General features: G+C 72.3%; 17 protein-coding genes and 1 pseudogene. 2 read left to right on the top strand and 16 right to left on the bottom strand.

The window, feature by feature from the left end:
- Positions 1-146 precede the first annotated feature (146 nt).
- The 3 genes from B7R87_RS26975 to B7R87_RS26965 form a co-directional block, all read right to left on the bottom strand.
- Positions 147-1,874 carry an MFS transporter gene (locus tag B7R87_RS26975; RefSeq protein ID WP_006345868.1) on the bottom strand — a complete coding sequence of 576 codons (1,728 nt, stop codon included), beginning with the start codon at positions 1,872-1,874 and terminating at the stop codon, positions 147-149.
- 159 nt (positions 1,875-2,033) lie between these two features.
- Positions 2,034-2,432 (bottom strand): RidA family protein, encoded by a 399-nt coding sequence (locus B7R87_RS26970; protein WP_006345869.1) that lies wholly within the window; start codon positions 2,430-2,432, stop codon positions 2,034-2,036.
- Positions 2,429-3,673, bottom strand: a complete 1,245-nt coding sequence (locus tag B7R87_RS26965) for an acyl-CoA dehydrogenase family protein (RefSeq protein ID WP_006345870.1) — start codon at positions 3,671-3,673, stop codon at positions 2,429-2,431. Before B7R87_RS26965 ends, B7R87_RS26970 begins: the two co-directional genes overlap by 4 nt.
- Before the next feature lie 96 nt (positions 3,674-3,769).
- On the opposite strand from B7R87_RS26965, the gene B7R87_RS26960 reads away from it, so the two are divergent.
- Positions 3,770-5,386 carry an AMP-binding protein gene (locus tag B7R87_RS26960; RefSeq protein WP_006345871.1) on the top strand — a complete coding sequence of 539 codons (1,617 nt, stop codon included), beginning with the start codon at positions 3,770-3,772 and terminating at the stop codon, positions 5,384-5,386.
- A gap of 15 nt (positions 5,387-5,401) precedes the next feature.
- Positions 5,402-6,211 (top strand): PaaX family transcriptional regulator, encoded by an 810-nt coding sequence (locus tag B7R87_RS26955; protein WP_006345872.1) that lies wholly within the window; start codon positions 5,402-5,404, stop codon positions 6,209-6,211.
- Positions 6,212-6,349: 138 nt separating this feature from the next.
- Here B7R87_RS26955 and B7R87_RS26950 read toward each other — a convergent pair whose 3' ends face one another.
- From B7R87_RS26950 to B7R87_RS26890, 13 genes and pseudogenes are all read right to left on the bottom strand, one after another.
- On the bottom strand, positions 6,350-8,653 hold the full coding sequence (locus B7R87_RS26950) for a bifunctional salicylyl-CoA 5-hydroxylase/oxidoreductase (protein ID WP_006345873.1): 2,304 nt from the start codon (positions 8,651-8,653) through the stop codon (positions 6,350-6,352).
- A gap of 13 nt (positions 8,654-8,666) precedes the next feature.
- The gene (locus B7R87_RS26945; protein WP_006345874.1) at positions 8,667-9,494 is read right to left on the bottom strand and encodes an enoyl-CoA hydratase family protein; all 828 of its coding nucleotides are present in this window, start codon (positions 9,492-9,494) and stop codon (positions 8,667-8,669) included.
- Positions 9,495-9,623: 129 nt separating this feature from the next.
- Positions 9,624-10,637: an ornithine carbamoyltransferase gene (gene argF, locus B7R87_RS26940; protein ID WP_006345875.1), complete on the bottom strand. Its 1,014-nt coding sequence runs from the start codon at positions 10,635-10,637 to the stop codon at positions 9,624-9,626.
- 208 nt (positions 10,638-10,845) lie between these two features.
- Positions 10,846-12,078: an arginine deiminase gene (locus B7R87_RS26935; RefSeq protein WP_006345876.1), complete on the bottom strand. Its 1,233-nt coding sequence runs from the start codon at positions 12,076-12,078 to the stop codon at positions 10,846-10,848.
- A gap of 147 nt (positions 12,079-12,225) precedes the next feature.
- On the bottom strand, positions 12,226-14,865 hold the full coding sequence (locus B7R87_RS26930; RefSeq protein ID WP_006345877.1) for a polynucleotide kinase-phosphatase: 2,640 nt from the start codon (positions 14,863-14,865) through the stop codon (positions 12,226-12,228).
- Complete coding sequence (locus tag B7R87_RS26925) at positions 14,862-16,460, bottom strand: 3' terminal RNA ribose 2'-O-methyltransferase Hen1 (protein WP_006345878.1); 1,599 nt, start codon at positions 16,458-16,460, stop codon at positions 14,862-14,864. Before B7R87_RS26925 ends, B7R87_RS26930 begins: the two co-directional genes overlap by 4 nt.
- A gap of 116 nt (positions 16,461-16,576) precedes the next feature.
- On the bottom strand, positions 16,577-17,515 hold the full coding sequence (gene mmuM / locus B7R87_RS26920) for a homocysteine S-methyltransferase (protein WP_006345879.1): 939 nt from the start codon (positions 17,513-17,515) through the stop codon (positions 16,577-16,579).
- 4 nt (positions 17,516-17,519) lie between these two features.
- Positions 17,520-18,443 (bottom strand): LLM class F420-dependent oxidoreductase, encoded by a 924-nt coding sequence (locus B7R87_RS26915; RefSeq protein ID WP_006345880.1) that lies wholly within the window; start codon positions 18,441-18,443, stop codon positions 17,520-17,522.
- A gap of 712 nt (positions 18,444-19,155) precedes the next feature.
- Positions 19,156-19,692 (bottom strand): annotated as a pseudogene (locus B7R87_RS26910) (DUF6099 family protein); the annotation flags it as partial.
- A gap of 320 nt (positions 19,693-20,012) precedes the next feature.
- A complete protein-coding gene (locus tag B7R87_RS26905; protein WP_006345882.1) occupies positions 20,013-20,432 on the bottom strand; it encodes a nucleotide pyrophosphohydrolase in 420 nt (139 codons plus the stop codon).
- Positions 20,429-21,691 (bottom strand): AAA family ATPase, encoded by a 1,263-nt coding sequence (locus tag B7R87_RS26900; RefSeq protein ID WP_202489004.1) that lies wholly within the window; start codon positions 21,689-21,691, stop codon positions 20,429-20,431. Before B7R87_RS26900 ends, B7R87_RS26905 begins: the two co-directional genes overlap by 4 nt.
- Before the next feature lie 245 nt (positions 21,692-21,936).
- Positions 21,937-22,356 carry a cell division protein SepF gene (locus B7R87_RS26895; RefSeq protein WP_006345884.1) on the bottom strand — a complete coding sequence of 140 codons (420 nt, stop codon included), beginning with the start codon at positions 22,354-22,356 and terminating at the stop codon, positions 21,937-21,939.
- A 232-nt stretch (positions 22,357-22,588) separates the two neighbouring features.
- A complete protein-coding gene (locus tag B7R87_RS26890; RefSeq protein WP_130584679.1) occupies positions 22,589-26,281 on the bottom strand; it encodes an AfsR/SARP family transcriptional regulator in 3,693 nt (1,230 codons plus the stop codon).
- Positions 26,282-26,321: the final 40 nt, after the last annotated feature.

Raw genomic sequence — 26,321 nt, 5'->3', positions numbered from 1 at the left:
TTCACTACCGCGCAAGCTTGCCGCGGAGCATGCTACAACTCGCGTGCACGATCTCTTGAGGTCGGGGGCCGACCCTCGCTCCATGCCTGGTCAGAGGCGTGTATCACGGAATCCGGGCCCTTGGGCGCGACTGTCGGCCAGAGGCTTCAGACCCTGCCGGGTCCGGGGCCGGAGCCGGGGGCGGGGCCTGTATTCGGGTCCGGCCCGGGATCGGAGCCGGGCTCGGGGTCCGAGGCGGTACCGGGTTCGGGGCCGGTATCGGGGCCGGGGTCCGGCCCGGGAGCGGAGCCGGGCTCGGGAGGGGTAACGGGGCCGGGTTCGGGATCGGGTTCGGGGCCGCTGCCCTGGAGGCGTTCGAGGTCGGCGGCGCGGATCCGGATGACGACCACGGCGATCACCGCGGCGATCACGGCGAAGACGGTCGCGGTGACGAACGCCATGGCGATCCCGTGGGTGAGGACCTCCGCTCCCCACGGCTGAGGCAGTTGCCCGGTCCGGCTGAAGGTGAGCTGCTCGGCCGGGGTCGCCTGCGCCAGAAAGGCGGGGAGCAACCGGCGGGCTTCGTCCGCACTGGCCGTCCCAAAAACAGTTACCAGGATGGAGAGACCCAGCGAACCGCCCACCTGCTGGGAAGCATTCAGCAGCCCTGAGGCCGCGCCGGTCTCGCGCCGGGGGACGCCGGAGACCGCGGTCAGGGTGAGGCAGACGAACTGCATGCCCATCCCGGCGCTGAAGACGAGCATCGGGCCCAGCACGCTGCCCGCATAGGTCGAGTCGGTTTCGATCAGGCTCAGCCAGCTCAGCCCGCCCGCGGCCAGCAGCGCGCCGCAGACGATGAACGGTTTCGGGCCGTAGCGGGGCAGCAGCCGGGAGGTGACGGTGGCGCCGACCGCGATCAGGACGCTGACGGGCAGGAACGCCAGACCCGCGGTGAGGGGGCTGAAGCCGAGGACGTCCTGGACGTAGAGCGTGAGGAAGAAGAACATGCCGAAGATCGCGGCGGCCAGGCAGAGCATGATGGCGTAGGACCCGGCCCGATTGCGCTCGGCGAACATGTGCAGTGGCGTGATCGGCTGCCGGGAGCGCCGCTCCACCAGCAGGAACACCGTGAGCAGTACGACCGCGGCACCGAACGAGGCCAGGGTGAACCGGTCGCTCCAGCCGTGCTGGGAGGCCCGGATGAAGCCGTACACCAGGGCGACCATGCCGAGGGTCGAGGTCAGCGCTCCGGCGATGTCGAAATGCCCGGGATGCCGTTCGGACTCGGGGATATGGCGCCGGGTGGCCAGCAGGATCAGTGCGGCGATCGGAACGTTGACGAAGAACACCCAGCGCCAGTCGAGCCACTCGACGAGGATGCCGCCCGCCAGCAGCCCGATCGCCCCGCCGCCCGCCGAGACGGCGGCGAACACTCCGAACGCCCGGTTCCGCTCGGGCCCCTCGCGGAAGGTGGTGGTGATCAGGGCGAGAGCGGTCGGGGAGGCGATGGCCCCGCCGACACCCTGGAGGGAACGGGCGGCGAGGAGCTGACCGGAGTCCTGGGCGAGTCCGCCGAGCAGGGAGGCGACGGCGAAGAGCGCGACGCCGACCATGAACATCCGCCGGCGGCCGAGGATGTCGCCCGTCCGCCCGCCGAGCAGAAGCAGACCGCCGAAGGTGAGCGTGTAGGCGCTGACCACCCACGACAGGTCGGTGGTGGAGAAGTGGAGGGCGCTCTGGATATGCGGCAGGGCGATGTTCACGATGGTGATGTCGAGGACCACCATCAACTGGCAGGAGGCGATGACGAGCAGGGCGATGCCTTTGCCGTCGCCGCCGGTCCGGCCCGGCGCGGCGGTCGTGACCCGCGGCGCTCGGGAGTGGGGACTGCTCATGATGTGCCGTGCCCTCCCCGGGAGGGGTCGGCCGAGGGTACGGCCGGGCGGCCCGCGGCGCGCGTTCGGTGCGCCGCGTCCACCCATCGACCCTAAGCCCGGCCGTGGGGCACCACCAGTCGATCACCTCCCGGCCGGACCGGGGCCGGTTCTCCGGGCTCAGGGGAGGACCGCCGTTCCGTCGAGCTCGACGAGGGCCTGTTCGTCCCAGAGGCGTACGACCCCGATCAGCGCCATCGCCGGATAGTCACGGCCCGCCAGCCGTCGCCAGATCCGGCCGAGGTCCGCGGCCTGGGACCGGTAGGCGCCGACGTCCGTGGTGTAGACGGTCACCCGGCACAGATCGGCGGGGCCGCCTCCGGCCGCGGCGAGTGCGCCGAGCAGATTCGCCAGGGCGGTCTCGAACTGCTCGGGCAGGGACGTTCCCACCAGCGTGCCCCGGGCGTCGAGCGCGGTCTGCCCGGCGAGGAACACCAGCCGGGAGCCGGTGGCGGTGACGGCGTGCGAGAACCCGGAGGCGGGGGCGAGGCCGTCGGGGTTGGTCCGGTGCACGCTCATGTCCCGCTCCCCCGCCGCCCGGCCGCCGAATCCCGGGCGTACAACGCCTTGGCGACGACGGAGCGCTGGATCTCGCTGGCACCCTCGTAGATCCGCGGGGCGCGCACTTCGCGGTAGAGGTGTTCCAGCAGATGCCCTCGCTGCAAGGCCCGTGCACCGTGCAGTTGGACGGCGGTGTCCACCACGTACTGCGCGGTCTCGGTGGCGAACAGCTTGGCCATCGCGGAGCGCCGGGGCACCTCGGGATCCCCCGCGTCATGGGCGGCGGCCGCGCTCAGCACCAGCAGCCGGGCGGCCTCGGTACGGGTGGCCATCTCGGCGACCTGATGGGCGACGGACTGAAGGTCCTTCAACGGGCCGCCGAAGGCGGTACGGGCGGCGGTGTGAGCGAGGGTCGCGTCCAGTGCGGCCTGCGCCATACCGACGGCGAAGGCACCGACACTGGGGCGGAAGAGGTTGAGGGTGTCCATCGCGACCCGGAACCCCCGCCCGGGCTCTCCGACGACATCGGCCGCAGTGACCGGGGTGCCGTCGAAGACGAGACGGCCGACGGGGTGGGGCGACAGCATCTCCAGGGCGCTCCCGGAGAGGCCGGGCCGGTCGGCGGGCACCAGGAAGGCCGTGATCCCCCGGGAGCCGATGCCCTCGGCCGTCCGGGCGAAGACGGTGTAGAAGTCGGCCTCGGGCGCATTGGAGATCCACTGCTTCTCGCCGGTCAGCAGCCAGCCGTCCCGGCCGGTCCGGGGATCCGGGACGGCCCGCAGCGCCAGGGCCGCGGCATCCGATCCGGCCCCGGGCTCGCTGAGCGCGAAGGCCGCGACGGCCCGGCCCGCCGTCACCTCCGGCAGCCAGCGGGCCCGTTGGGCCGGGGTACCCGCACGGGCGACCGGCCAGGCGCCCAGCCCCTGGAGCGCCAGCGCGGTCTCCGCTTCGGTACAGCCGTATGCCAGGGACTCCCGCATCAGACACAGCTCCAGCGCCCGCCCCGCCTCCCCAGGGACCGCCGACCCGCCCCCGTTCGCGAAGCCGCCGCCCGCTCCCGGGAAGCCTCCGGGCGACACGCCCGGCGGTCCGGTGAACATCCTGTTCAGCAGTCCCCGTTCGGCGAGCGCGGCCAGCAAGGGGCGGTTGACCCTGCCGGGTTCACCGCGGGCCGCCAGCGGCCGCAGTGTCCCGACGGCCAGCTCACGCAGTTCGGCACACCAGGCGGTCTGTACCGGATCAAGGGAGAATACGGGCATCCGTCCCCCATACATCTCAGCTATCGCGGACAGTTGACTGTCGTCATCACAACGATACGCTCCCTGCACGACCCCACCACGAGAAGGGGGCGCACCATGGAGCTGACACCCTCGGCCCACCTCGACACCTTCGCGCGCGATCGGCTGCCGCCCGCCGAGCACTGGCCCGACCTCCTCTTCGAGCTGCCCGAGCTGGCCTACCCCGACCGGCTCAACTGCGGCCATGAACTCCTCGACCGCACCATCGAGCGCTTCGGCCCCGACCGCCCGGCCTTCCGCACCGCAACCGGCGAGACCTGGTCGTACGGAGAGCTGCGCGACCGAGTCGACCGGATCACGCGGGTCCTCGGCAGCCGTCTCGGCGTGGTCCCCGGCGGGCGTGTCCTGCTGCGCGGCCCGACCACCCCCTGGCTCGCGGCCTGCTGGCTGGCCGTCATGAAGGCGGGCGCGATCGCGGTGACCGTACTGGCCCAGCACCGGGCCGAAGAGCTGGCTGCCATCGGCGAACTGGCCCGGGTCAGCCACGCCCTGTGCGATGTCCGCTCCCTCGCCGAACTGCGCGCCGCGCGGCTGCCCGGCCTCCGGATCACCCCCTTCGGCGGCGACGGCTCCGACGATCTGCTCCGGCTGGCCGCCCGGGCCCCGGCCGGCCCCGCCCCCGCGGTCCCGACCGCGGCTGACGACGTGGCCCTGATCGCGTTCACCTCCGGCACCACCGGCAGGCCCAAGGGCTGTCTGCACTTCCACCGCGATGTACTGGCCGTCGCGGACACCTTCTCGGCCCGGGTGCTCCGGCCCTCCCCCGACGACCTCTTCACCGGCAGCCCTCCGCTCGGCTTCACCTTCGGCCTCGGCGGGCTCGTCGTCTTCCCGCTGCGCGCGGGGGCCTGCGCCCTGCTGCTGGAGCGGTCGGGCCCCGAGCAGCTGCTGCCCGCGATCGGCGAGCACGGGGTCACCGTCCTGTTCACCGCGCCGACCGCGTACCGCCTGATGCTGGCCGATCCCCGGGGCTGCGACCTCCGCTCGCTGCGCCGCTGCGTCTCCGCCGGAGAGAACCTGCCCGCCGCCACCTGGCAGGCCTGGTACGAACGGACGGGCCTGCGCATCATCAACGGCATCGGCGCCACCGAGCTGCTCCATATCTTCCTGTCGGCGGCCGACGAAGCCGTCCGGCCGGGCACCACCGGCCTCCCCGTCCCCGGCTGGCAGGCCCGTGTGGTCGACGCGGCAGGCCGGTCCGTCCCCGACGGCAGCCCGGGGCTGCTCGCCGTCCGCGGCCCCGTCGGCTGCCGCTATCTCGCCGACCCCCGTCAGCAGGAGTACGTCCGGGACGGCTGGAACCTCACCGGCGACACCTACGTCCGACAGCCCGACGGATGGTTCCGCTATGTCGCCCGCGCCGACGACATGATCATCTCGGCGGGCTACAACATCGCCGGGCCCGAGGTGGAGGAGGCGCTGCTCCACCATCCCGATGTGATGGAGGCGGCCGTCGTCGGCCGGGACGACGAGCTGCGCGGCCAGATCGTGGTCGCCTATGTCGTCCTGCGCGACGGTGTCCCGCCGGGCGACGCCACGGCCGATGCGCTCGGTGCCGCCGTCCGCGCCAGACTCTCCCCGTACAAATGCCCCCGCGCCTTCGTCTTCCTCGACGCGCTGCCCCGCACGCCCACCGGCAAGCTCCAGCGCTTCCGGCTGCGGGCCGGAAACTGAGCCTAGAGTGATCACGTGGCCGACCAGCACACCCCCCGCTCGCTCATCGTCACCCTCTACGGCGCCTACGGGCGCGAACGCCCGGGGCCGCTCCCGGTGGCCGAGCTCATCCGACTGATGGGTGCGCTCGGTGTCGACGCGCCCTCCGTGCGTTCCTCCGTCTCGCGGCTCAAACGGCGCGGTCTGCTGCTGTCCGCGCGGACTCCGGACGGCTCGGCGGCCTACGCACTGTCGCAGGACGCCCACCAGCTTCTCGACGACGGCGACCGCCGCATCTACGACCATCGCACCCCCCTTCTCTCCGACGGCTGGGTCCTGGCCGTCTTCTCCGTGCCCGAGACCGAACGCCACAAGCGCCATCTGCTCCGCTCCCGCCTCCACCGGCTCGGCTTCGGCACGGCCGCACCGGGGGTGTGGGTCGCCCCCGCCCGGCTGTACGAGGAGACCCGGCACACCCTGCGCCGGCTCCAGCTCGACCCGTACGTCGAGCTGTTCCGCGGTACCCACCTCGGCTTCGCCGCGACCTCCGAAGCCGTGGCGAGCTGGTGGGACCTCGGCGCCGTCGCCAAGGCGCACGAGGAGTTCCTCGACTCCCACGAGCCCGTGCTCCGCCGGTGGTCGTCGGGGCGGGCCGGATCGGCCGAGGACGCCTACCGGGACTACCTGTTCGCCCTGGACTCCTGGCGGCGACTGCCCTACACCGATCCGGGCCTTCCGATCGAACTCCTGCCGGAAGGCTGGCCCGGCGGCCGCTCCGCCGGGGTGTTCCGTCAGGTGCACGATCTGCTGCGGGAAACCGGCGCCTCCTTCGTCCACCGGGAGTGACGGAAGTCCCGCCACTCACTACGGAGAGTGTCCCTCGCTCGGGCGGTCTTCGAACCCTTCTGGCGAGTTGTCGCCAACATGTTCGACCGATGGATGATCCCCTGCCGTCGTTGCCGCTGCCGCCGCCCGGGGTCACCGTCAGCCGGAGCCGCCGGGCCGCGGCCGGGGCACCTCCGTGCGCCCGGTCGGCGGTCTGCGGCTGCCCGCCCGGTACGGCAGGGGCCAGGGCGCGCCCGGCCCGGTGTAACCCTGTTCGGCCGCCGCGTGCAGCGTCCAGTGCGGGTCGTACAGATGGGGCCTGGCCAGTGCGCAGAGATCGGCCCGGCCCGCGAGCAGCAGTGAGTTGACGTCGTCCCAGGAGGAGATCGCCCCCACGGCGATCACGGGCACCCCCAGGGTGTTGCGGATCCGGTCCGCGTACGGAGTCTGGTACGACCGCCCGAACTCGGGCTGCTCGTCCGCTACGACCTGTCCGGTGGAGACGTCGATCGCATCGGCTCCGTGAGCGGCGAAGGCCGCGGCGATCGCCACGGCTTCCGTGTCCGAGGTGCCTCCGGGCGCCCAGTCGGTCGCCGAGATCCGGACGGTCATGGGCCGTTCCTCGGGCCAGACGTCCCTTACCGCGTCGAAGACCTCCAGTGGAAAGCGGAGCCGTCCGGCGAGATCGCCTCCGTAGCCGTCGGTGCGCCGGTTGGTGAGGGGCGAGAGGAATCCGGAGAGGAGATAGCCGTGTGCGCAGTGCAGTTCGAGGAGGTCGAACCCGGCGTCGGCGGCCCGGCGCGCGGCGGCGGTGAAGGCGCTCCGTACGGCGGTCATGCCGACCCGGTCCAGTGCCGTGGGCACCCGGCCGTCCGGCCGGTACGGCAGGGCGGACGCGGCGACCAGGGGCCAGTTGCCGTCGGGGAGGGGCTCGTCGGTCCCTTCCCACATCCGCCGGGTGGAACCCTTGCGTCCGCTGTGGCCGAGCTGGACGCCGATCGCCGTACCGGGCGCTGCGGCCCGTACAAAGCCGGTGATCCGCCGCCAGGCCGCCGCCTGCTCTTCGCTGTACAGCCCGGCGCAGCCGGGGGTGATCCTCCCCCGGGCGCTCACACAGACCATCTCGGTCATCACCAGCCCGGCTCCGCCCAGGGCCCGCGCCCCGAGGTGGACCAGGTGGAAGTCGCCGGGAACGCCGTCCACCGCCGTATACATGTCCATAGGGGAGACGACGATCCGGTTGCGCAGGGTGAGTCCGCGCAGCCGGAACGGGGTGAACATCGGGGGTGTGCCGGGAGGGCAGCCGAAGTCGCGGTCGACGGCCGTGGTGAACGCCGCGTCCCGCAGTCTCAGATTGTCGTGGGTGACGCGGCGGCTGCGGGTCAGCAGGTTGAAGGCGAACTGCCGAGGGGGCTGTGCCGTGTACGTCCCCAGTTGTTCGAACCAGCGCAGGCTGGCCAGTGCGGCGCGCTGCGTCGACTCGACGACCGGTCGGCGCTCCGCCTCGTACACGGCGAGCGCTTCGTCGAGCACCGGGTGCTCCTCGACGGCGGTGGCGAGCGCGAGGGCGTCCTCGACGGCGAGTTTGGTGCCGGAGCCGATGGAGAAGTGGGCGGTATGGGCCGCGTCTCCGATGAGGACGGTACGGCCGTGAGTCCAGCGTTCGCTGACGACGGTACGGAACGCGGTCCAGGTGGAGTCGCCGTGCCGGAGCCCCCGCCCGCCGAGGGCTCCGGCGAAGATCTCGGCACAGCGGTCGACGGTCCAGGCCGGCCCCTGGTCCGCCGGTTCGGTGTGGAATCCTGCCGCCCGCCACACCTCCTCCCGCATTTCGACGACCACGGTGGAGGCGTCGGGAGCGTACGGGTAGCCGTGGAGCTGCATCACTCCGAACTCGGTCTCGGCGGTCTCGAAGCGGAAGGCGTCGAACGCGAAGTCCGCGGCCAGCCAGCGGTAGTGGCAGTCGTGGGTGGTGACGGTGGGCCGGTATGCCCCGGGGGCCGCCTCCCTGGTGCCGCTGCCCGCTCCGTCGGCGGCGACGACGAGGTCGTGGCCGGCGGCGAGTTCGGCGGCGGGCGGTGCGGGGGTACGGAAGCGGAGTCGTACGCCCAGCTCGGTGCAGCGCCGGTGGAGGAGGGCCAGCAGTCTCTGCCGTCCCAGGGCGGCGAAGCCGTGTCCGCCGGTGGTGAGGGTCCGGCCGCGGTGGACGATGTCGATCGTGTCCCAGCGTACGAACTCCCGGCGGAGGGACCGGTGGACGGCGGGGTCGGCGTGTTCGATCGCGCCGAGCGTTTCGTCGGAGAGGACGACCCCGAAGCCGAAGGTGTCCCGGGGTGTGCGGCGTTCCCAGACGGTGACGGTCCGGCGCGGATCGTGGCGTTTCAGCAGGGCGGCGGCGTAGAGCCCGCCGGGGCCGCCACCGATGACGGCGATCCGCAGCGGCCGGGACCGGCGACCGGTCACGGCCAGTGCCCGGTCATCGTCCGTGCCATTGCGGTGGGCGTTTCGCGGTGAAGGCGGCGTGGAATTCGGCATAGTCCGCGCCGGTCATCAGAAGGGCCTGAGTGGCGGCGTCCAACTCCACCGAGGCGGCCAGCGGCATGTCGAGTTCGGCCGTGAGCAGTGCTTTGGTCTGGGCCTGGGCCAGTGCCGGTCCGGTGGCGAGACGGGCCGCAAGGGCGGCGGCGCGTTCCCCGGCGGTGCCCTCGGGGACCAGTTCGCTGATCAGTCCGATCCGTTCCGCTTCGGCCGCGGTGACGGGCTCTCCGAGCATCAGCAGCCTGGTGGCGTGGCCGAGGCCGACGGTCCGGGGCAGCAGATAGGCGGCGCCCATGTCTCCGCCGGACAGGCCCACCCGGGTGAAGAGAAAGGAGAATCGGGCGGTCGGGTCGGCGATCCGGAAGTCCGCGGCGAGGGCGAGGACGGCACCGGCCCCTGCGGCCACTCCGTGCACGGCGGCGATCACGGGGAACGGGCACTCCCGGATGGCTCGTACGGTTGCGCCGGTCATCCGGTTGAAGTCGAGGAGTTCCGCGGTGTCCAGGGCAAGGGTGGCACCGATGATCTCGTCGACGTCGCCGCCCGAGCAGAAGCCTCGCCCCTCACCGCCGATCACCAGTGCCCGCACGGATCGTTCCCGTGTCAACTGGGCGAGGAGATCGCGCAGATCGGCATAGGCGCCGAAGGTGAGGGCGTTGAGCCTCTGCGGGCGGGCGAGGGTCACCGTGGCGACGCCGTCGTCGACCGAGAGCCTCAGATGGCGCCATTCCTCGGTGGGTTGGACGGATCCGGTAAAGGGGCTCATGGAAGGGGCCTCCTCCGGCGGCGGGTACCGCTGCCCCGCCTCTGCCTCCTTCCGAAGCTATCACCGTTCCATGACTTCCGTCACGAGCGCGCGATATCCGGCATCACCGTCGCGCCGAGCAGGGCCGGGTCAGCCGTTGACGCCCGATCCGAGCGTCGCAACCATCACCGCCTTGATGGTGTGCAACCGGTTCTCCGCCTCGTCGAAGACGACGGAGTGCGTGGATTCGAAGACCTCGTCCGTCACTTCCAGCTCCGTCAGGCCGTGCGACGCGTGGATATCGCGGGCCACCACCGTCCCGAGGTCGTGGAATGCGGGCAGGCAGTGCAGGAACTTCACGTCCGGATTGCCGGTGGCGCGGAGGACGTCCATGGTGACCGCGTACGGCCCGAGGGCTTTGATCCGCTCGTCCCAGACCTCCTTGGGCTCGCCCATCGACACCCAGACGTCGGTGGCGACGAAGTCCGCGCCGCGGACGCCCTCGGCAACCTCCTCGGTGAGGGTGATCCGGGCCCCGCTGCTCGCGGCGATCTCCCGGGCCCGGAGCTGGATCTCCTCGGCGGGCCAGTACGCCCGGGGGCCGACGATCCGGACGTCCATGCCCAGCAGGGCGCCGGTGATCAGATAGGAGTTGCCCATATTGAAGCGGGCGTCGCCGAGGTAGGCGAAGGCGATCTCCTCCAGCGGCTTGTCGCTGTGCTCGGTCATGGTGAGCACATCGGCGAGCATCTGGGTGGGGTGCCAGTCGTCGGTGAGGCCGTTGTAGACGGGGACGCCGGAGTGCTCCGCCAGCTCTTCGACGGTCGACTGCGCGTCGCCGCGGAACTCGATGGCATCGAACATCCGGCCGAGCACCCGGGCGGTGTCCTCCGCGGTCTCCTTGCGCCCGATATGCGATCCGGCCGGGTCGATGTAGGTCGTGGAGGCACCCTGGTCGGCTGCGGCCACCTCGAAGGCACAGCGGGTCCGCGTCGAAGGCTTCTCGAAGATCAGGGCGATGTTCTTCCCGCGCAGGAACTGCTGCTCACCGCCGGACCGCTTGGCCGCCTTCAGCCGTGCCGCCAGGTCGACGAGTCCTCGGAACTCCTCGGCGGAGAAGTCCAGCTCCTTGAGGAAGTGGCGGCCTTCGAGGTGTATCGCCATCGCGTGCTCCTGGTTCGGTCGCGGTAGTGGTCATGGAAGTGTATACGTCCACCTGCATCACTATACAGAATGTCCGCCGACCGGTGCGGACAAACCCCCGGCGGCACGGGATCCGCGACCGAGCGGACCGGATGGCGGGGGCGGAGGGAAAAAAGGGGCGGGGTGGAAGGGGAGGGACAGGGAGCAGTACGGGGCTCCGGGCCGGGCGTCAGACGGCATCGCGCTCGACGGGGCAGCTCATGCACCGGGGCCCTCCCCTCCCCCGCCCCAGTTCGCTGCCCGGGATCTCGATCACCTCGATGCCCTGTTTCCGCAGATGGGTGTTGGTGGTCGCGTTGCGTTCGTAGGCGACCACCACCCCGGGCTCGACGGCCAGCACGTTGCAGCCGTCGTCCCACTGTTCGCGGGCGGCGGCGTGGACGTCCTGGGTGGGGGTCAGGACCCTGATCTCCTTCAACCCGAGCGCGGCGGCGATGGCGCTGTGCATCTGCTCGGGCGGATGGTCGCTGACGCGCAGGGCCTGCGGGCCCTCCGCGGGTTCGATCGTGTACGAGCGGAGCATGCCGAGTCCCGCGTACTGGGTGAAGGTGTCGCCGTCGACCATGGTCATGACGGTGTCGAGATGCATGAAGGCCCGGCGTTTCGGCATGTCCAGGGCCACGATGGTCCGGGCCGAGCCGGCCGCGAACAGCCCTTTGGCCAGCATTTCCACCGCTTGGGGGGTGGTCCGCTCGCTCATTCCGATGAGGACGGCGCCGTTCCCGATGACGAGGACGTCCCCGCCCTCGATGGTGGAGGGGTAGTCGGCCTGTCCGTGTGACCAGTGGTGGAAGGGTCCGGCCTGCGGCCCGGTGAAGAGCGGATGATGGGTGTAGATCGCCTCGAAGTGGACGGTTTCGCGCTGCCGCGCGGGCCAGCGCATGGCGTTGATGGAGACGCCGTCGTAGATCCAGGCCGAGGTGTCGCGGGTGAAGATGTGGTTGGGCAGCGGGTCGAGCAGGAAGTCGTCCAGTTCCATCGCGTGGAACCGTACGGAGGTGGGCTCGGGGTGCCCGGCGAGGAACTCCCGCTTGGTCATCCCGCCGACCAGGGCCGCCACCAGGTCCGTGGTGGTCATCTCGTCGAAGGCGGCGCGCAGATGGCCGGTGGCGAGCGGCCCGTACTCCTTCTCGTCGAAGACCCGGTCGAGGACGAGTGCCCGCGCCTCGGGGATCTCCAGCGACTCGCGCAGCAGATCCCCGAAGAGGTGGACCTCGACGCCGCGGTCGCGCAGGACGTCCGCGAATCCGTCGTGTTCGGCCCGGGCCCGGCGGACCCAGAGCACGTCGTCGAAAAGCAGTGCGTCCTTGTTTCCGGGTGTGAGCCTCTTCAGCTCCAGATCGGGCCGGTGCAGTACGACCCGGCGCAGCCGCCCGGTCTCGGAGTCGACTTGGAATCCCATGTCCCTATCCTCACCGCCCGCGCGGCCGTTCACCCGGTGGACACCGGCACCGCCGTACGACCGTCCGGGCCCGGCGGCCCGGGGCGGCCCGGGACGGCGGTGCGGTGCGCATCTCACGCACCGCACCGGACTCGGACGGCAGTGGGGTCAGAGCCTGGGGTCGACGGGCTCCGACTCCAGGGCCAGCACCGCGAAGACCGCCTCGTGGATCCGCCACAGCGGCTCCCCGGCGGCGAGCCGGTCCAGCGCTTCCAGGCCGAGGGCGTACTCGCGCAGGGCGAGCGACCGCTTGTGGTTGAGGAAGCGCTTCCGCAACTGTTCGAGGTGGACCGGACGGGTGTACTCCGGTCCGTAGATGATCCGGAGGTACTCCCGGCCCCGGACCTTGATCCCGGGCTGGACCAGGGCGCCCTTCGGAGTGCGTGCGAGCGGTCGGAGCGGCTTGACCACCATGCCCTCGCCGCCCTCCTCGGTCATCGCCAGCCACCAGTCGGTTCCGGCGCGGACGGATTCCTCGTCGCCGGTGTCGACGATCAGCCGCCGGGTGGTCCGGACGAGCCCGGTCGGGTCGTGTGCCACCAGCCGGTCGAGCAGGGCGAGCTGTTCGTCGTGGGGGACGTCCGCCAGGGAGCGGCCCTGGACGGCGAGGATCTGGAACGGTGCGAACCGCACGCCTTCCAGACCGTCCGTCGTCCAGCAGTAGCGGCGGTAGGCCTCGGTGAAGGCGGCCGCGTCGACGGCTCGTTCCCGCTGGGCCGCGAGCAGCCCGCCCACGTCGACGCCCCGGGCCACGGCCGCCTCCAGCGCGGCTGTGGCCTGTGGGAAGACGGCTCCCGCCGCGGCGCCCACGGCCGCGTACTGCCCGCGCAGCAGGCCGGATGCCTTCAGTGACCACGGCATCAGCTCGGCGTCCAGCAGCAGCCAGTCGGTGTTCAGTTCGTCCCAGAGGCCGGCAGCCGTCACGGCTTCGCGGAGCCGTCCGATGATCTGTTCGGTGAAGGCCTCGTCGGCGAAGAAGGGCCGGCCGGTACGGGTGTAGAGCGCACCGGTCGGGCCGTCGGTGCCGTCCGGGGTGCCGACGCCGAAGCGGTCGTGCGCGGTCGCTGCGGACCGGCAGACCAGGGCGACGGCCCGGGAGCCCATGTGCTTCTCCTCGCAGACGACCCGTGCGACGCCGTCGTCGCGGTACTGCGCGAACGCCTCGGCCGGATGCTCCAGATAGCCGTCCTCCTTCGAGGTCGCGGTCGGCGCCATGGTCGGCGGGAGATAGGTGAGCAGCCGGGGGTCGACGGCGAACCGGCTCATCACTTCCAGGGCGGCCGCCGCGTTCTCCTCGCGGACGCCGATCCGGGCGAGATGGGTGGTCTCGACGACCCGCCTGCCCTGGACGTCGGCGAGGTCGAGCGGCCGTCCCTCGCGGGCGCCGGGCGCCTCGGTGAGGAGCGGTTTGACCGGCTCGTACCAGACCTGTTCGGCGGGTACGTCGACGAGTTCGCGCTCGGGCCAGCGCAGCGCGGTCATCTTCCCGCCGAAGACCACACCGGTGTCGAGGCAGATGGTGTTGTTGATCCACGAGGTGTTGGGCACGGGGGTGTGGCCGTAGACGACGGCGGCCCGGCCGCGGTAGTCCTCCGCCCACGGGTAGCGGACGGGCAGGCCGAACTCGTCGGTCTCGCCCGTGGTGTCCCCGTAGAGGGCGTGCGAGCGGACCCGGCCGGAGGTGCGGCCGTGGTACTTCTCCGGCAGTCCGGCGTGGCAGACGACGAGAGCGCCGCCGTCGAGCACATAGTGGCTGATCAGGCCTTCGATGAAGACCCGCACCTGCTCCCGGAAGGCGGGGTCCTTCCGGTCCTCCTGCTCCAGCTGGGCGATGGTCTCGGCGAGTCCGTGGGTGTGCTGGACGTTCCGTCCCTTGAGGTAACGCCCGAGCTTGTTCTCGTGGTTCCCGGGGACGCAGAGCGCGTTGCCGGAGCCGACCATGGACATCACCCGCCGCAGGACGCCGGGGCTGTCCGGTCCGCGGTCGACCAGGTCTCCGACGAAGACGGCGGTCCGCCCGTCCGGGTGGGCGCCGTTCTCGTATCCGAGCTTCGCGAGCAGGGTGTCCAGCTCGGAGCTGCATCCGTGGATGTCACCGATGATGTCGAAGGGGCCGGTGAGGTGCCGGAGGTCGTTGAAGCGGCGCTCGATGACGATCTCGGCCGCGTCGACCTCGGTGGTGCTGCGCAGGACGTGCACCTTGCGGAAGCCCTCGCGTTCCAGACCGCGCAGGGAGCGGCGCAGCTCGGCGCGGTGGCGTTTGATGACCCGGCGGGGCATTCCGGCCCGGTCGGGGCGGAGGGCGTTCCGCTCGGCGCAGACCTCCTCGGGCAGGTCGAGCACGACGGCGATGGGCAGGACGTCGTGTTCGCGCGCCAGCCTCACCAACTGCTTGCGGCTCTCGGTCTGCACGTTGGTGGCGTCGACGACGGTGAGCCGCCCGGCGGCAAGCCGCTTGCCCGCGATGTAGTGGAGGACGTCGAAGGCGTCGCCGCTGGCCGACTGGTCGTTCTCGTCGTCGGCGACCAGGCCGCGGCAGAAGTCCGAGGAGATGATCTCGGTGGGCTTGAAGTGGCGGCGGGCGAAGGAGGACTTGCCGGAGCCGCTGGCGCCGATGAGGACGACCAGGGAGAGGTCGGTGACCGGGAGACGGCGTGCCGCCGGCGTACCGGGCGCGGTCTCCACGGGGGCCGCGACGCCCGTGGTGCCGGTGGTGCCCGTGGTGCCGGTCTTGTGCGGGGTGGTCATGCGGCCTTCGCCTCCTTCTCGCTGCCGTCGTCTCCGGTACGGCCGGTGTCGCGGGTGTCGCGGGTGTCGTGGGTGTCGTGGGTGCTTTCGACAGGAACGTTCTCGGTACGGGTGTTCCCGGTGCGGCCGTTGCCGCGGCCGGGGGTGCCGTCCTCGTCGGTACGGGTGAAGACCGCCATCTGGGTCGGCGGGCCCACCTCGGGGTCGTCGGTTCCCACCGGCAGGTACGCCACGGTGTAGCCGTGCCGTACGCAGACCTCGTCCGCCCAGGCCCGGAACTCCTCCCGGGTCCATTCGAAGCGGTGGTCCCCATGGCGTACGTGTCCGGCGGGCAGGGTCTCCCAGCGGACGTTGTACTCGACGTTCGGCGTGGTCACGACGACGGTGGCGGGCCGGGCCGAGCGGAAGACCGCGTACACCAGCGCGGGCAGCCGCGGCAGGTCGAGATGCTCGACGACCTCGCTGAGCACAGCGGCGTCGTAGCCCTTGAGCCGGGTGTCGGTGTAGGTGAGCGCCCCCTGGAGGAGGGTCACCCGGCCGGCCTGCCGTTCGCCCATGCGGTCCAGTTTGAGGCGGCGTGCCGCGACCGTCAGGGCCCGTACGGAGACGTCGACGCCGACGATCTCGGTGAAGCGGACGTCCTTGAGGAGCGCCTGCACCAGCCGGCCCTGTCCGCAGCCCAGGTCGAGGACACGGCTCGCGCCCGCGGCTCGCAGTGCCGCCACGATCGCCTCCCGCCGCTGTTCGGCGAGCGGAACGGGCCGTTCCTCGGTGTCGGTGGTCTCGTCCACGGCGTTGTCGACGTCCTCGACGTCGAGGTGCTCGGCCTCGGCCAGCCGGACGAGTTCCAGCCGTTCCGCGGCCTGCCGGGTCAGGCTCCAGCGGCGGGAGAGATAGCGGTTGGTGATGAGCGCGCGTTCGGGGTGGTCGGCGAGCCACCCCTCGCCGGCCCGGATCAGTTTGTCGACCTCGTCCGGTGCGACCCAGTAGTGCTTGGCGTCGTCGAGGACCGGGAGCAGGACGTACAGCTGCCGCAGCGCGTCGGAGAGCCGCAGTTCGCCCTCCAGGACCAGCTGTACGTAACGCGAGTCGCCCCATTCGGGGAACTGTTCGTCCAGCGCCACCGGGCGGGCCTCGACCCGGGTCCAGCCCAGCGGTCCGAAGAGCTTGGCGACCAGTTCGGGGCCGCCGCGGGCGGGGAGGGCCGGCACCTCGATACGGAGCGGCATCGGGGTCTCTGCCCGCTCCGGGAGGGCAGCGCACTGTCCGCGCAAGGCACTCCTGAAGACCGTGCTCATCGCCACGGCCAGCAGGGAGGAGGCAGCGTAGGGGCGGTCGTTGACGTACTGCGCCAGGGCGGCATCGGGCGCGCCGCCGCGCCCCTTCTCCTTGCTGCGCCGCACCAGCGCCACCGGATCGACCTCCAGAAGCAGTGCGGCCGTGCAGCACTCGGCGGACGCCTCGGGATAGAAGACGTGCGCCCGCCCGTGCGAGGTGGAGAACGACTGCGCCTTGCCGGGGTGCTTGTGCAGCAGAAAGCCCAGGTCGGTGGCGGGACGTTCGGTGGTACCGGTCGTTCGGATCGTCAAGAACACCTGACCGATTATGGAGGGTTCGGGACTGCGGTTGCCGGGAATATTGCCCCGCTCCGGGGAGGGGCGGCGCCTGCCGCCCCTTCTCGCCCCCCTCGCCTCGGGTCCGGGGGCGGAGTTCAGCCCCGGGCCGCCCCGCCGCCCGCTCCCGGTCCGTACGCCGAGACGGCGGCGGCGACATCGGTGATCGTGCCCGGTCCGATCCGGCAGCAGCCGCCGACCAGCCGGGCACCCGCGCCCAGCCAGTCGGCCACGCGGTGGGCGCTGTAGGTGACGGGGCCGGTCCAGGCCCGGCGCCGGGCGTCCCATGCCTCGCCGCTGTTCGGATAGGCCACGACGGGCTTGCCCGTCAGCCGGGCGGCCCGGGTGACGGCCGCGGTGGTGTCCGGCGGTTCGCAGCAGTTGACCCCGGCGGCAATCACCTGGTCCAGGCCCCGGACCAGTCCGAAGGCCGTGTCCAGGGACTGTCCGGCGCGGGTCCGGGTACCGCTGACGGTGTACGAGAGCCAGACGGGCACTCCGCAGCCTTCGGCGGCCCGCAGCAGGGCCTCCGCCTCGTCCGTGTCCGGAACGGTTTCCAGCGCCAGGACGTCGGGGTCCGCGGCTGCCAGTGCCTCGACCCGCGGCCGGTGGAACCGCTCCAGTTCCCGGACGGTGAGTCCGTAACGGCCGCGGTACTCGCTGCCGTCCGCGAGCACCGCTCCGTACGGCCCTACGGAGGCGGCGACCCACACCTCGTCGGCGGTCTCCTCGGCCGCGGCCCTGGCGAGCCGCACACTGCGGGCGAACAGCCGCCCGGCCTCCGTCCTCGTCATTCCCCGGCGGGCGAACGCCTCGTACGAGGCCTGGTAGCTCGCGGTGATCAGCACCCGCGCGCCCGCCCGGACGTAGGCCCGGTGCGCGGCTTCGATGCGGCCCGGATCCTCCGTCAGGAGGCGGGCCGACCAGAGTTCTCCGGAGAGGTCGCTCCCCTGCTCCTCCAGTCGGCTCGCGAGGCCCCCGTCGAGGACGAGGGGTCCTTCGGCGAGGGCTTCGGCGAGCGGGCGGGCGGGGCGCACGGGCTCAGCCCAGTCGGGACTGGACCTCGGCAGAGATCAGTTCCAGATGGTCGAGGTCGGACAGGTCGAGGATCTGGAGGTAGATCCGGGAGGAGCCGACGGCGGCGTACTGTCCGATCTTGTCGACGACCTCGGCGGGCGAACCCGCCAGCCCGTTGGTCTTCAGCTCGTCCACTTCCCGGCCGATCGCCGCGGCCCGTCGCGCCACCTCGGCGTCGTTCCGGCCGACGCAGACCACCAGGGCATTCGAGTACACGAGCTCGTCGGGACCGCGCCCCTGGGCCTCGGCGGCGGCCCTGACCCGCCCGAACTGCCGCTCGGTGTCCTCCACGGAGGCGAAGGGGATGTTGAACTCGTCCGCGTACCGCGCGGCCAGGCGGGGGGTGCGGGTGGCCCCGTGACCGCCGATCAGCACCGGCACCCGGCCGTTCACGGGCTTGGGGAGCGCGGGCGAGTCGGTGAGCCGGTAGTGCGTGCCGTCGTACGAGAAGGTGTCGCCGACCGGGGTGTCCCACAGCCCGGTGACGATGGCCAGCTGCTCCTCCAGCCGGGCGAACTTCTCCTTGGGGAAGGGGATGCCGTACGCCTTGTGCTCCTCCTCGAACCAGCCGGCGCCCAGTCCCAGTTCGACCCGGCCGCCCGACATCCGGTCCACCTGCGCGACCTGGATGGCGAGGACTCCGGGGAGCCGGAACGTCCCGGCCGTCATCAGCGTCCCGAGCCGGATCCGGCTGGTCTCCCGGGCGAGCCCGGCCAGGGTGATCCAGGCGTCGGTCGGGCCGGGCAGCCCGTCGGCGGACCCCATGGCGAGATAGTGGTCGGAGCGGAAAAAGGCGTCGAAGCCGAGGTCCTCGGTGGCCTTGGCGACGGTCAGCAGCGTGTCGTAGCTCGCGCCCTGCTGGGGTTCGGTGAAGATGCGGAGTTCCATACCCTCCATCCTGCACCCCGTCGGGTCTGCGCAGCCCGCCGCCCTCACCCGCGGCCCGCCCGTGCGGCGGGATGAAACCCACCGGTCGGGTGGGCCCCGGCACCCGCTCCGGGCCGTCGGTCCGCGGTACGGGACGGCCCGTCCGGCACGGCCCGTCCGGCGAGCCTGCGCCCCTCGACGTCCGGATTCACGGCCCCGCCCGGCAGACCGCGCCGCTCGGCGCTCCGCCGTGACCGGCCGTGGGACCCGTCGCAGTTCCGGCGACCGGTCACGGGGAACCCGCCGCCGAGTCGGCCGTGTCCGGGACGGCCGGCGCGCCTCCGTGGTCCGGCGCTCCGTCGGACGGTCCGTCCGGATACCCGGCCGTCCTCGGGCGCGGAGCCTGGGGTCCGCCGCGCCGGCCGGCCCGGGGCGGCAGCGGCACATGGCACGAAACCGGCCCGTCCGTCCGGGACGGAGCGGTGGACGGCGGTACGGGCGCGGGGCGGGCAGCAGTGCGCAGCACCGAATCGGCTCCGGAGACGGACGGGGAGACGGGCGCGGGCCGGGCCGGGGCCTGACCGATCGCGCCGGAGGCATGCCCGCAGCCGTCCCGAACGGCCGGGCCGTTGCGCCGCTCGGACTCCACCGGCAGCGCACCGCTCCGTGCTGTCCCTCCGGCTCCCCGCTCGACGCTCCGCTCCCGGACCCTGCCGTCGCCCGACGGTCCGGCAGGGCCGTTCGCTCCGGCGAGCGGCCCGCCGTCCCAGGGGCCCGCCCGCTCCCCGACCACGCCCGGAGGCCTGCGCAGATCCCGTCCGGCCAGATCCGCGGCCGAGAGTCTGCGCAGCATGGCCCGGACCCGGTCACCGGCTTCGTCGGCGGCGTCCATCGCCTCGACGCAGTGCCAGTACAAACCCTCCTCGTCGGTGGCGCAGGCCACCCCGACGAGGGCGATGCCCACATCGGCGAGGAGCGCTCCCAGCGCGATCAGCGCCTCACGGGGATCGTCGATCCCCGTGAGGCGGGCGGCTCTGCTCCCGGCCCTCATCACCTCCGCCGCGCCCGTACCGTCCCGGTCCCCGGGGCCGCCGGTCTCGGCGAGGCCGCGCGCGTCCCGGCTGAGCTCGGGCGGGCCGAAGGCCACCAACTGTCCGCCGACGGCCTGCGCAAGCAGCTGTGCCTGCCCTGCCTCGGCCACTACCTCCGCAACCGCCCTGCTTCGCGCAAGGGCGTGTCGACTCAGGTCGATGAGTCGTTCCGCGTCCATGTACGCCGCCCCCGATCGTACGACTGTCTGCCCACTGATTCATTACCCAGCGTGAAGGGCTTTGAGTCAAAAAGCCAGAGGAAATCGGAAATCTATGGACAGGAAGTCGGATGTGAACAACTCGATAACTCCGGAGAGTGACAAAACCATGATCCAAACAGGTCGACACCAGAGCCCTCACCACTCTCAACACCCCCCGAAAACTCCCAAAACCCCGGCAATCCCGGACAGTCGAGCATCGGGCGCGCCGCCCCCGGACCGGCGCCCGGGGATATGGGCGCCGGTCCGCCGCACCAGGCCCTGCCCGGGCGACCACCCCATCACCTCCGGGGAAAGCGCGACTCGTTGCGGTCGATCTTGTCCGAGAGCGCCGCCAGCGGATCGACCCCGACCACCGCACAGAACTGGAGGAGGTACGCCAGCACATCGGCCACCTCGTCCCGCACCCGGTGCGCCGTCCCGTCGTCCTCCATGACCGCCGCCGACTGTTCCGGCGTCAGCCACTGGAAGATTTCGACCAGTTCGGCCGCCTCCACGCTCAGCGCCACGGCGAGGTTCTTCGGCGTGTGGTACGGACCCCAGTCCCGCGCCTCGGCGAACTCCACCAAGCGGCGCTGGAGCCCCGCGACGTCGAGCCCACCGGCCCGCTCCCCGCCCTCCGTACCACCGGCACCCTCCGCGCCCCCGCCCCCGGCCCCGCCGCCGTCACCGTCATCCGTACCGCTGCTCCGTGTTGTCACGGCACCAGATCTACCACCGACACGCCCTCGACCCCGCGCGCGAACGAGGCGTCGCAGACCGCCCCCACCAGACGCACATGCCCGCGCGCCGCCGTCTCGGCGGCCAGCGACACCAGTTCCCTGGCCTGCCCCGCGTCCAGCGCGCGGTCGAAGCCATCCGCGAGGACGGTCAGGGACTGGTACGCGTCGGGGATCTCCGCGGCCCGGTCCACGGCCAGCACCCCGGGCCCCGTGAGCAGCACCAGCGCCAGGGCGAGAAACCTCAGTTCACCCTCGCCGAGCCGCTCCACCGGCGTCGCGGCCCTCCCCGGACCCCGGTCCAGCAGCGCCCGCAGCATCCCGTCGGGCAGCTGCTCCACCGCCAGTCCGGCGACTTCTCCCCGGCAGCCGGCGCGGGCCGCGGCGGTCAGCCTCGCATACCGCCTCGCGCACTGATCCCGGGTGCGGTGGAGCACCCCGGCCAGGTTCTCGCAGTTCCGCCGGAGCCGGCCGTCGTCCGCCGCCACCGGACGCCGCATTCCCCACGGCCTCGGGTCGCAGGCGAAGACCGACCGCAGCGCCACCACGGCCTGTTCCGCGGCGGCGAGCACCAGCAACTGCCCCTCCGTCTTGCCCGCGACCCGCAGCGGCAGCAGCGCGGTGCCCAGCCGGTCGTCGGGCAGCGGCGCCCGGGTCACCGGCACGGACCCCGCGGTCAGCCACTCGGCCTGGACCGCCGACCGCTCGGGATCCCGCAGCGCCGTCCTGAGCAGCACCCTCCCACCGCAGGTCAGCCGCTCTCCGACGATCCTCAGCCGGGGTTCGGCCTGGACGGCCACATCCAGCCGTACGGCACCTGCAGGGCCGTCGACCGTACAGCCGATGCGGAAGCCACGGCGGCCCTGCGCATCCGCCTCCGCCCACTCCGGAACACAAGACTCCGGATCGGCGAAGACCTCACCGAGCGGGGCACCACCGGCCAGACCGCCCAAAGCCTCGTACGCCTGTAAGACACTCGTTTTCCCGCTGCCGCTAGCCCCGGCGATCAACGTCAGCGGGGCCAGCCGGAAGACGGCGCTGCGATGGGTCCGGAAGGCGGAGAGCCGTACCTCGGTGACGGTCGGACGGACCGCGGTGGCTACCGGTGGGGACGGGGCCGCCACGGCGGCGGGTGCCGCGTGACCGCCGTGGGGTGCGGATCCGGCGGCGGATCGGGAGGGGGACGTGCCGGGGCCGGAAGCGGAGCGCGGCTCGGTGACGAGCGGACCGTTGTCGTTCATGCGCCGGACGGTACGCAGCACCCCGCGCGCCGAACCGTTCCGCCGCCGCTGCCTTCCTACGAACGGGCGACCCGGGCCCGCACGCCCCGTCATCGCGGCCAACCCGAGAACACCACGCACACCAGGCACACCAGGCACACCAGGGACACCGGAACTGACCGCCCCCGGACCGCCGGTACCGGGAGCCGGTGACGCAGCACGGCCCCCGGAAGGCCCGGCAGCAGGCCCGGCAGCGGAGCCGGGGGTCAGGCGCGGGGCCGCGTGGTCGTGAACGTGCCGGTCGCGGCCTCGGTGATGCCGTCGACCTCGGTACCGGCCGGGGCCAGGAGGAACACGTTCCGGTCGACCCGGTGCATCCCGCATTCGAGTCCGAAGACGACACCACTGCTGAAGTCGAGAATCCGCTTCGCCACGTCCGTGTCCGCGCCCGTGAGGTCGAGGAGTACCGGGATCCCGCCGACCAGATACTCCGCGACCTCCCGCGCGTCCGCGAAGATCTGCACCCGCAGCACGATGAACCGGCGCTGACGCGCGGCCGCATAGTCCTGGGGGACGGTTCGGTGGTCGACCCGTGACGGCCATTCGTCACGGCCGCGCAAGGGGACGACCTGCGCGAGGCCCTCCCACTGCTCGTCCGTGACGTCATACCTTTCGTACCTGCTCATGACCCCATCCTCCCGCCCCTCACCCGTTCGGCCCAAACAGCGACACGGATGGGCCACGCACCTTTCACCGTCGGCCGAACGGCTCGGGCTCCGCCGTCCGCCCCCGGCGCAACCCCGCGCCGCCCCGCCGGATCCGTCCCGGCTTCGGAAACCGTATCCAACGGCACTGACAACGGCACTGGCGGCGGGACTGACAGCGGCCCTGACCAGGGCACTGTCCAGGGCCGCGCGCTCAGCTCGGCAGGCACAGCTCCGGGAACTCGTCCTCCGAAGGAAGCCCTTCCATCGGGCGCCCGAACGGCGAATGCAGGGGCCGGTAGCCCGTTGCCGCGTAGATGTCCTCGGCCAGTCGCCCCGCCCGCGCCGCCGATACGGGGTCCCCGCACGCGGCCTGCGAAAGGGCGATCACCGCCTGCGCCTGCCCTTCCTGGAGCCGGAGCTGGGACTCCTTGGCAAGGCTGAGGGCCGACGCCGCGTACCCGAGGGCCTCCAGCGGCCGGTGAATGCGCGCCGCGCACACCCCGAGCCCGAGCAGGGCCATCGTGCGCCCCTTGAGGTAGCCGATGTCCTCGGCCGCCTCCCGGGCGATCCGGAAGTGCTCGAAGGCCCGGTCGTACTGGCCGAGCTGGTAGCGGGCGTGCCCCATCGCGATCATCGCGTCGAGCCGCAGCCGCGGCCGCCCCGAGCGCCGGCTGAGCCGGCACGCCGTCAGTGCGGCCCGCAGCGCGCCCTGTCCGTCGCCCGCCTCCGCTCCGATCATGGCGAGCACACTGAGCACCTCGGCCTCGCCGGGGAGGTTCCCGATGGCCTGGAAGCCCCTGCGGGAGGTCATGGCCAGTTCCTGCGCCGTCACCAGCAGACCCAGGTCGAGGGAGATCGTCGCCAGGGTGCAGCTGATCCGCGAGGGGCTGTCGGGTGCCCCGATCTTGTGGGAGAGCGCGAGGGCGCGGCGGCACAGCCGCTCCGCCTCCCGCAACCGTCCCATGCTGTGCAGCACTTCACCGAGCCCGAGGAACGGCTGGGAGGGGCTGCGGCGGAGCTTGCGGTCGATCGCGATCGACTGGCCGTAGTACTCGGCGGCCTGGCTGAGCAGGCCCAGATCGCCCGAGACGCCCGCGAGGTTGGACAGCGCGACGGACTCGGCCACACCCCAGTCGGCCCGCCGGGCCAACTCGATGGCCTGTTCGAAGTGATTACGGCTCAGTTCCAGGTCCCCGCGGGTGAAGCTGACCAGCCCCAGGCTCTGATGGGCCGCGGCCTGACCGCGGAAGTCCCCGGCCTCGTGCGCGGTCCGCAGGGCGACCGTGGCGACCGCCGCCCAGGAGTCGGTGTGCCGGCGGAGCCAGAAGTAGCCCCGGAGGATGTCGGCAATGATCCACACGCTGGAGTCCGGACCGGAATCGGAGGCACCGTCTCCGGCGGTCTTTGCTGCCGTCTGTGCTGCCGTACCGCCGTCTCCCGGCGCCTCGGCTTCGATCAGCCGCACCAGGTCCGCGTGCTCCGCGTCGAACCAGTCGGCGGCGCGCTGCGGGTCGTCGAAGGTGGCGGTACGGGCGTCCGCTCCCACCGGGGCCACTTCCAGGCGCAGCATCTGCGGATACAGGCAGCGGGCCGCGGAGTCGGCGGAGACCGCGTACCAGCGCAGCAGCCGACGACGGGCCTCCCGCTGAACGGGAATGGGATCCCCCGCTTCCACCAGGAGGCGTGCGTACCACCAGATCAGATCGTGCAGCCGCAGCCGGTCCCGGCCGATCCGCTCGACCAGATGCTCCGCGAACAGCCGGTCGAGAAGTCCGCTCGCGGCCGCGACGGAGCGGCCGAGGAGCGCCGCGACGGCCGGAACCGTCGTCACCGGCCCCGGCAGGATCCCCAGCAGCCGGAACGCGTCCCGTGCGTCCGGGTCGAGCCGCCGGTAGGACAGTTCGAACGTCCGGCGCACCGCCGCGTCCGGATCGCCCGCCACCGCCAGCGTCTCCAGAGGATTCCCGGACCGCAGCTCCCGTACGTGGTGGGCGATCAGGCTGTCGGGGTGCAGGGCCAGATTGGCGGCGGCGATCCGCAGCGCGAGCGGACTGCGCCCGCAGATCGCGACCAGGTCTCCGAGCGCCTCGGGCTCCGCCTCGGCCCGGCGCGCCCCGACCACACTGCGCACCAGCGCCTTGGCCTCCTCGGACGCCAGTGGCTGGAGCGGCAGCATGGACGCGCCGTGCGTCACGATCAGCGACCCCAGCCGGTTGCGGCTGGTGACCAGCGCGAGGCATCCGGTGTCGTACGGCAGCAGTTGCCGTACCTGATCCGCCGATTCCGCATTGTCGAGAACGATGAGGACGCGCCGGTCGGCGAGGGTGCTCTGGTACAGCTCCGCCATTTCGGCTAGTTCATGCGGAATGTTCTGGTACGGGATGCCCAGGGCGCGGAGCAGGCCGGACAGCGCCTCCTTGGGGCGCATCGGGCTCTCGTCGCTGTGGCCGCGCAGGTCGAGGAAGAGCTGGCCGTCGGGGAAGGTCTCCCGCGAGCTGCGGCACCAGTGGAGCGCCAGGGCGGTTTTGCCACTGCCCGCGGGGCCCACGATCATCAGCACTCCGGAACCGCCGCTGGCCTCCTCGACCAGCCGCCCCATCAGGGCCAGTTCCTTGGCCCGGCCGATGAACGCCCCGGTCCGGGACTGGCGCTGGACCGATTCGGCCTCGGGGCGTACGCGCCCCGCCGCATAGTCGTCGTGGGAGCGCGCGTGGTCGTGGCCGTGGCCCGGAACGGGCCCCTGGCCGTCGGCAAGGCCGTGACCGTGACCGGACGTACGGAGGGAGGCGTGTCCGTGGTCGGGCCCGGCGCCGCTCCGGCGGTCGGCGGGGCGGCCGCGTGCGCCGTCGCCCTCGGGCCCGGGGCGGGCGCCCTCGTCCGCGCCCGCGCGCCCGCCGGTGTCTCCGCCGCCGCCCGTATGCGGTCCGCGCTCCCGCCATGAGCCCGCGGGAGATTCCGCTCCCCCGCGCGCGCCCGTACCGCCGCCGGACCGGAGCTGCGGGCTCCCGGGCCTGTCACCGGGTACGCGCTCACCGGCGCCGCCGGCGCGCGGATTGGGCACCGCGCCCAGGAACCACCCCGCACGGCCGGAGACATCGCCCCGGGCACGTTCGGTACGGGGCACGACCGCATCGTCCAGCAGCAGGGGATCGGCCCGCAGGATCATGTTCTGTACATGCCGGAGGTCGGCGCCCGGGTCCAGACCGAGGTCCTCGGCAAGCCGGGTGCGGGTCTCGTTGTAGACCTCCAGCGCCTCGCCGCGGTGGTCCGCGCGGTACAGCGCGATCATCCTCAGCATGGCAAGGCGCTCGTGGTGCGGATGCTCCGCCGTGGCCCGCGCCAGGTCCTCCAGCACCAGTTCGCGGCGGCCCAGCAGCAGCCGGGTCTCCGCGCGCTGGGTGACCGCGGAGATGTACGAATCCTCGAAACCGGCGCCCAGCCGGCGCACCAGCCCCTCGGGCGCGGTGCCGGCCAGCACCGGTCCGCCCCAGTCGGCCAGGGCCGCGTCCAGCAGCTTCAGCCGCTCGTCGAGGTTGTCGGCGCGTTCGGCGCGGAGCAGCAGGGAGCGGAAGCGGTGCAGGTCGACGGCGCTGGGATCGCCTTCGATCAGATAGCCGTCGCCCGATTTCACCAGCGCGAAGCCGTAGTGCTCGGCGTCCTCGGCCGTGAACCGGCCGCGGAGGCGTGAGACATGGACCTGAAGGCTGCCCCGGGCGCTCGACGGGGACTGCCCCTCGTCCCAGAGCAGACTGATCAGCCGGTTCGCCGGAACCACCCGTCCGACATCGAGCAGCAGCAGGCCGAGCAGCAGCCGTTCACGGCGCCGCCCGATACGCAACGATGCGCCGTCGACGGTCCATTCCAGGCCGCCGAGGATCCGGAACCGCATTCCCCCATCGGTCATGTCGTGAATCCTCCGCAATCACCCCGCTCCGTGGCAAGCG

Origin of the sequence: Streptomyces tsukubensis (assembly GCF_003932715.1) — a bacterium.
GTDB lineage: Bacteria > Actinomycetota > Actinomycetes > Streptomycetales > Streptomycetaceae > Streptomyces > Streptomyces tsukubensis.
The sequence above is the reverse complement of the archived record's forward strand: the minus strand, read 5'-3'. Positions and strand labels throughout refer to the sequence as shown.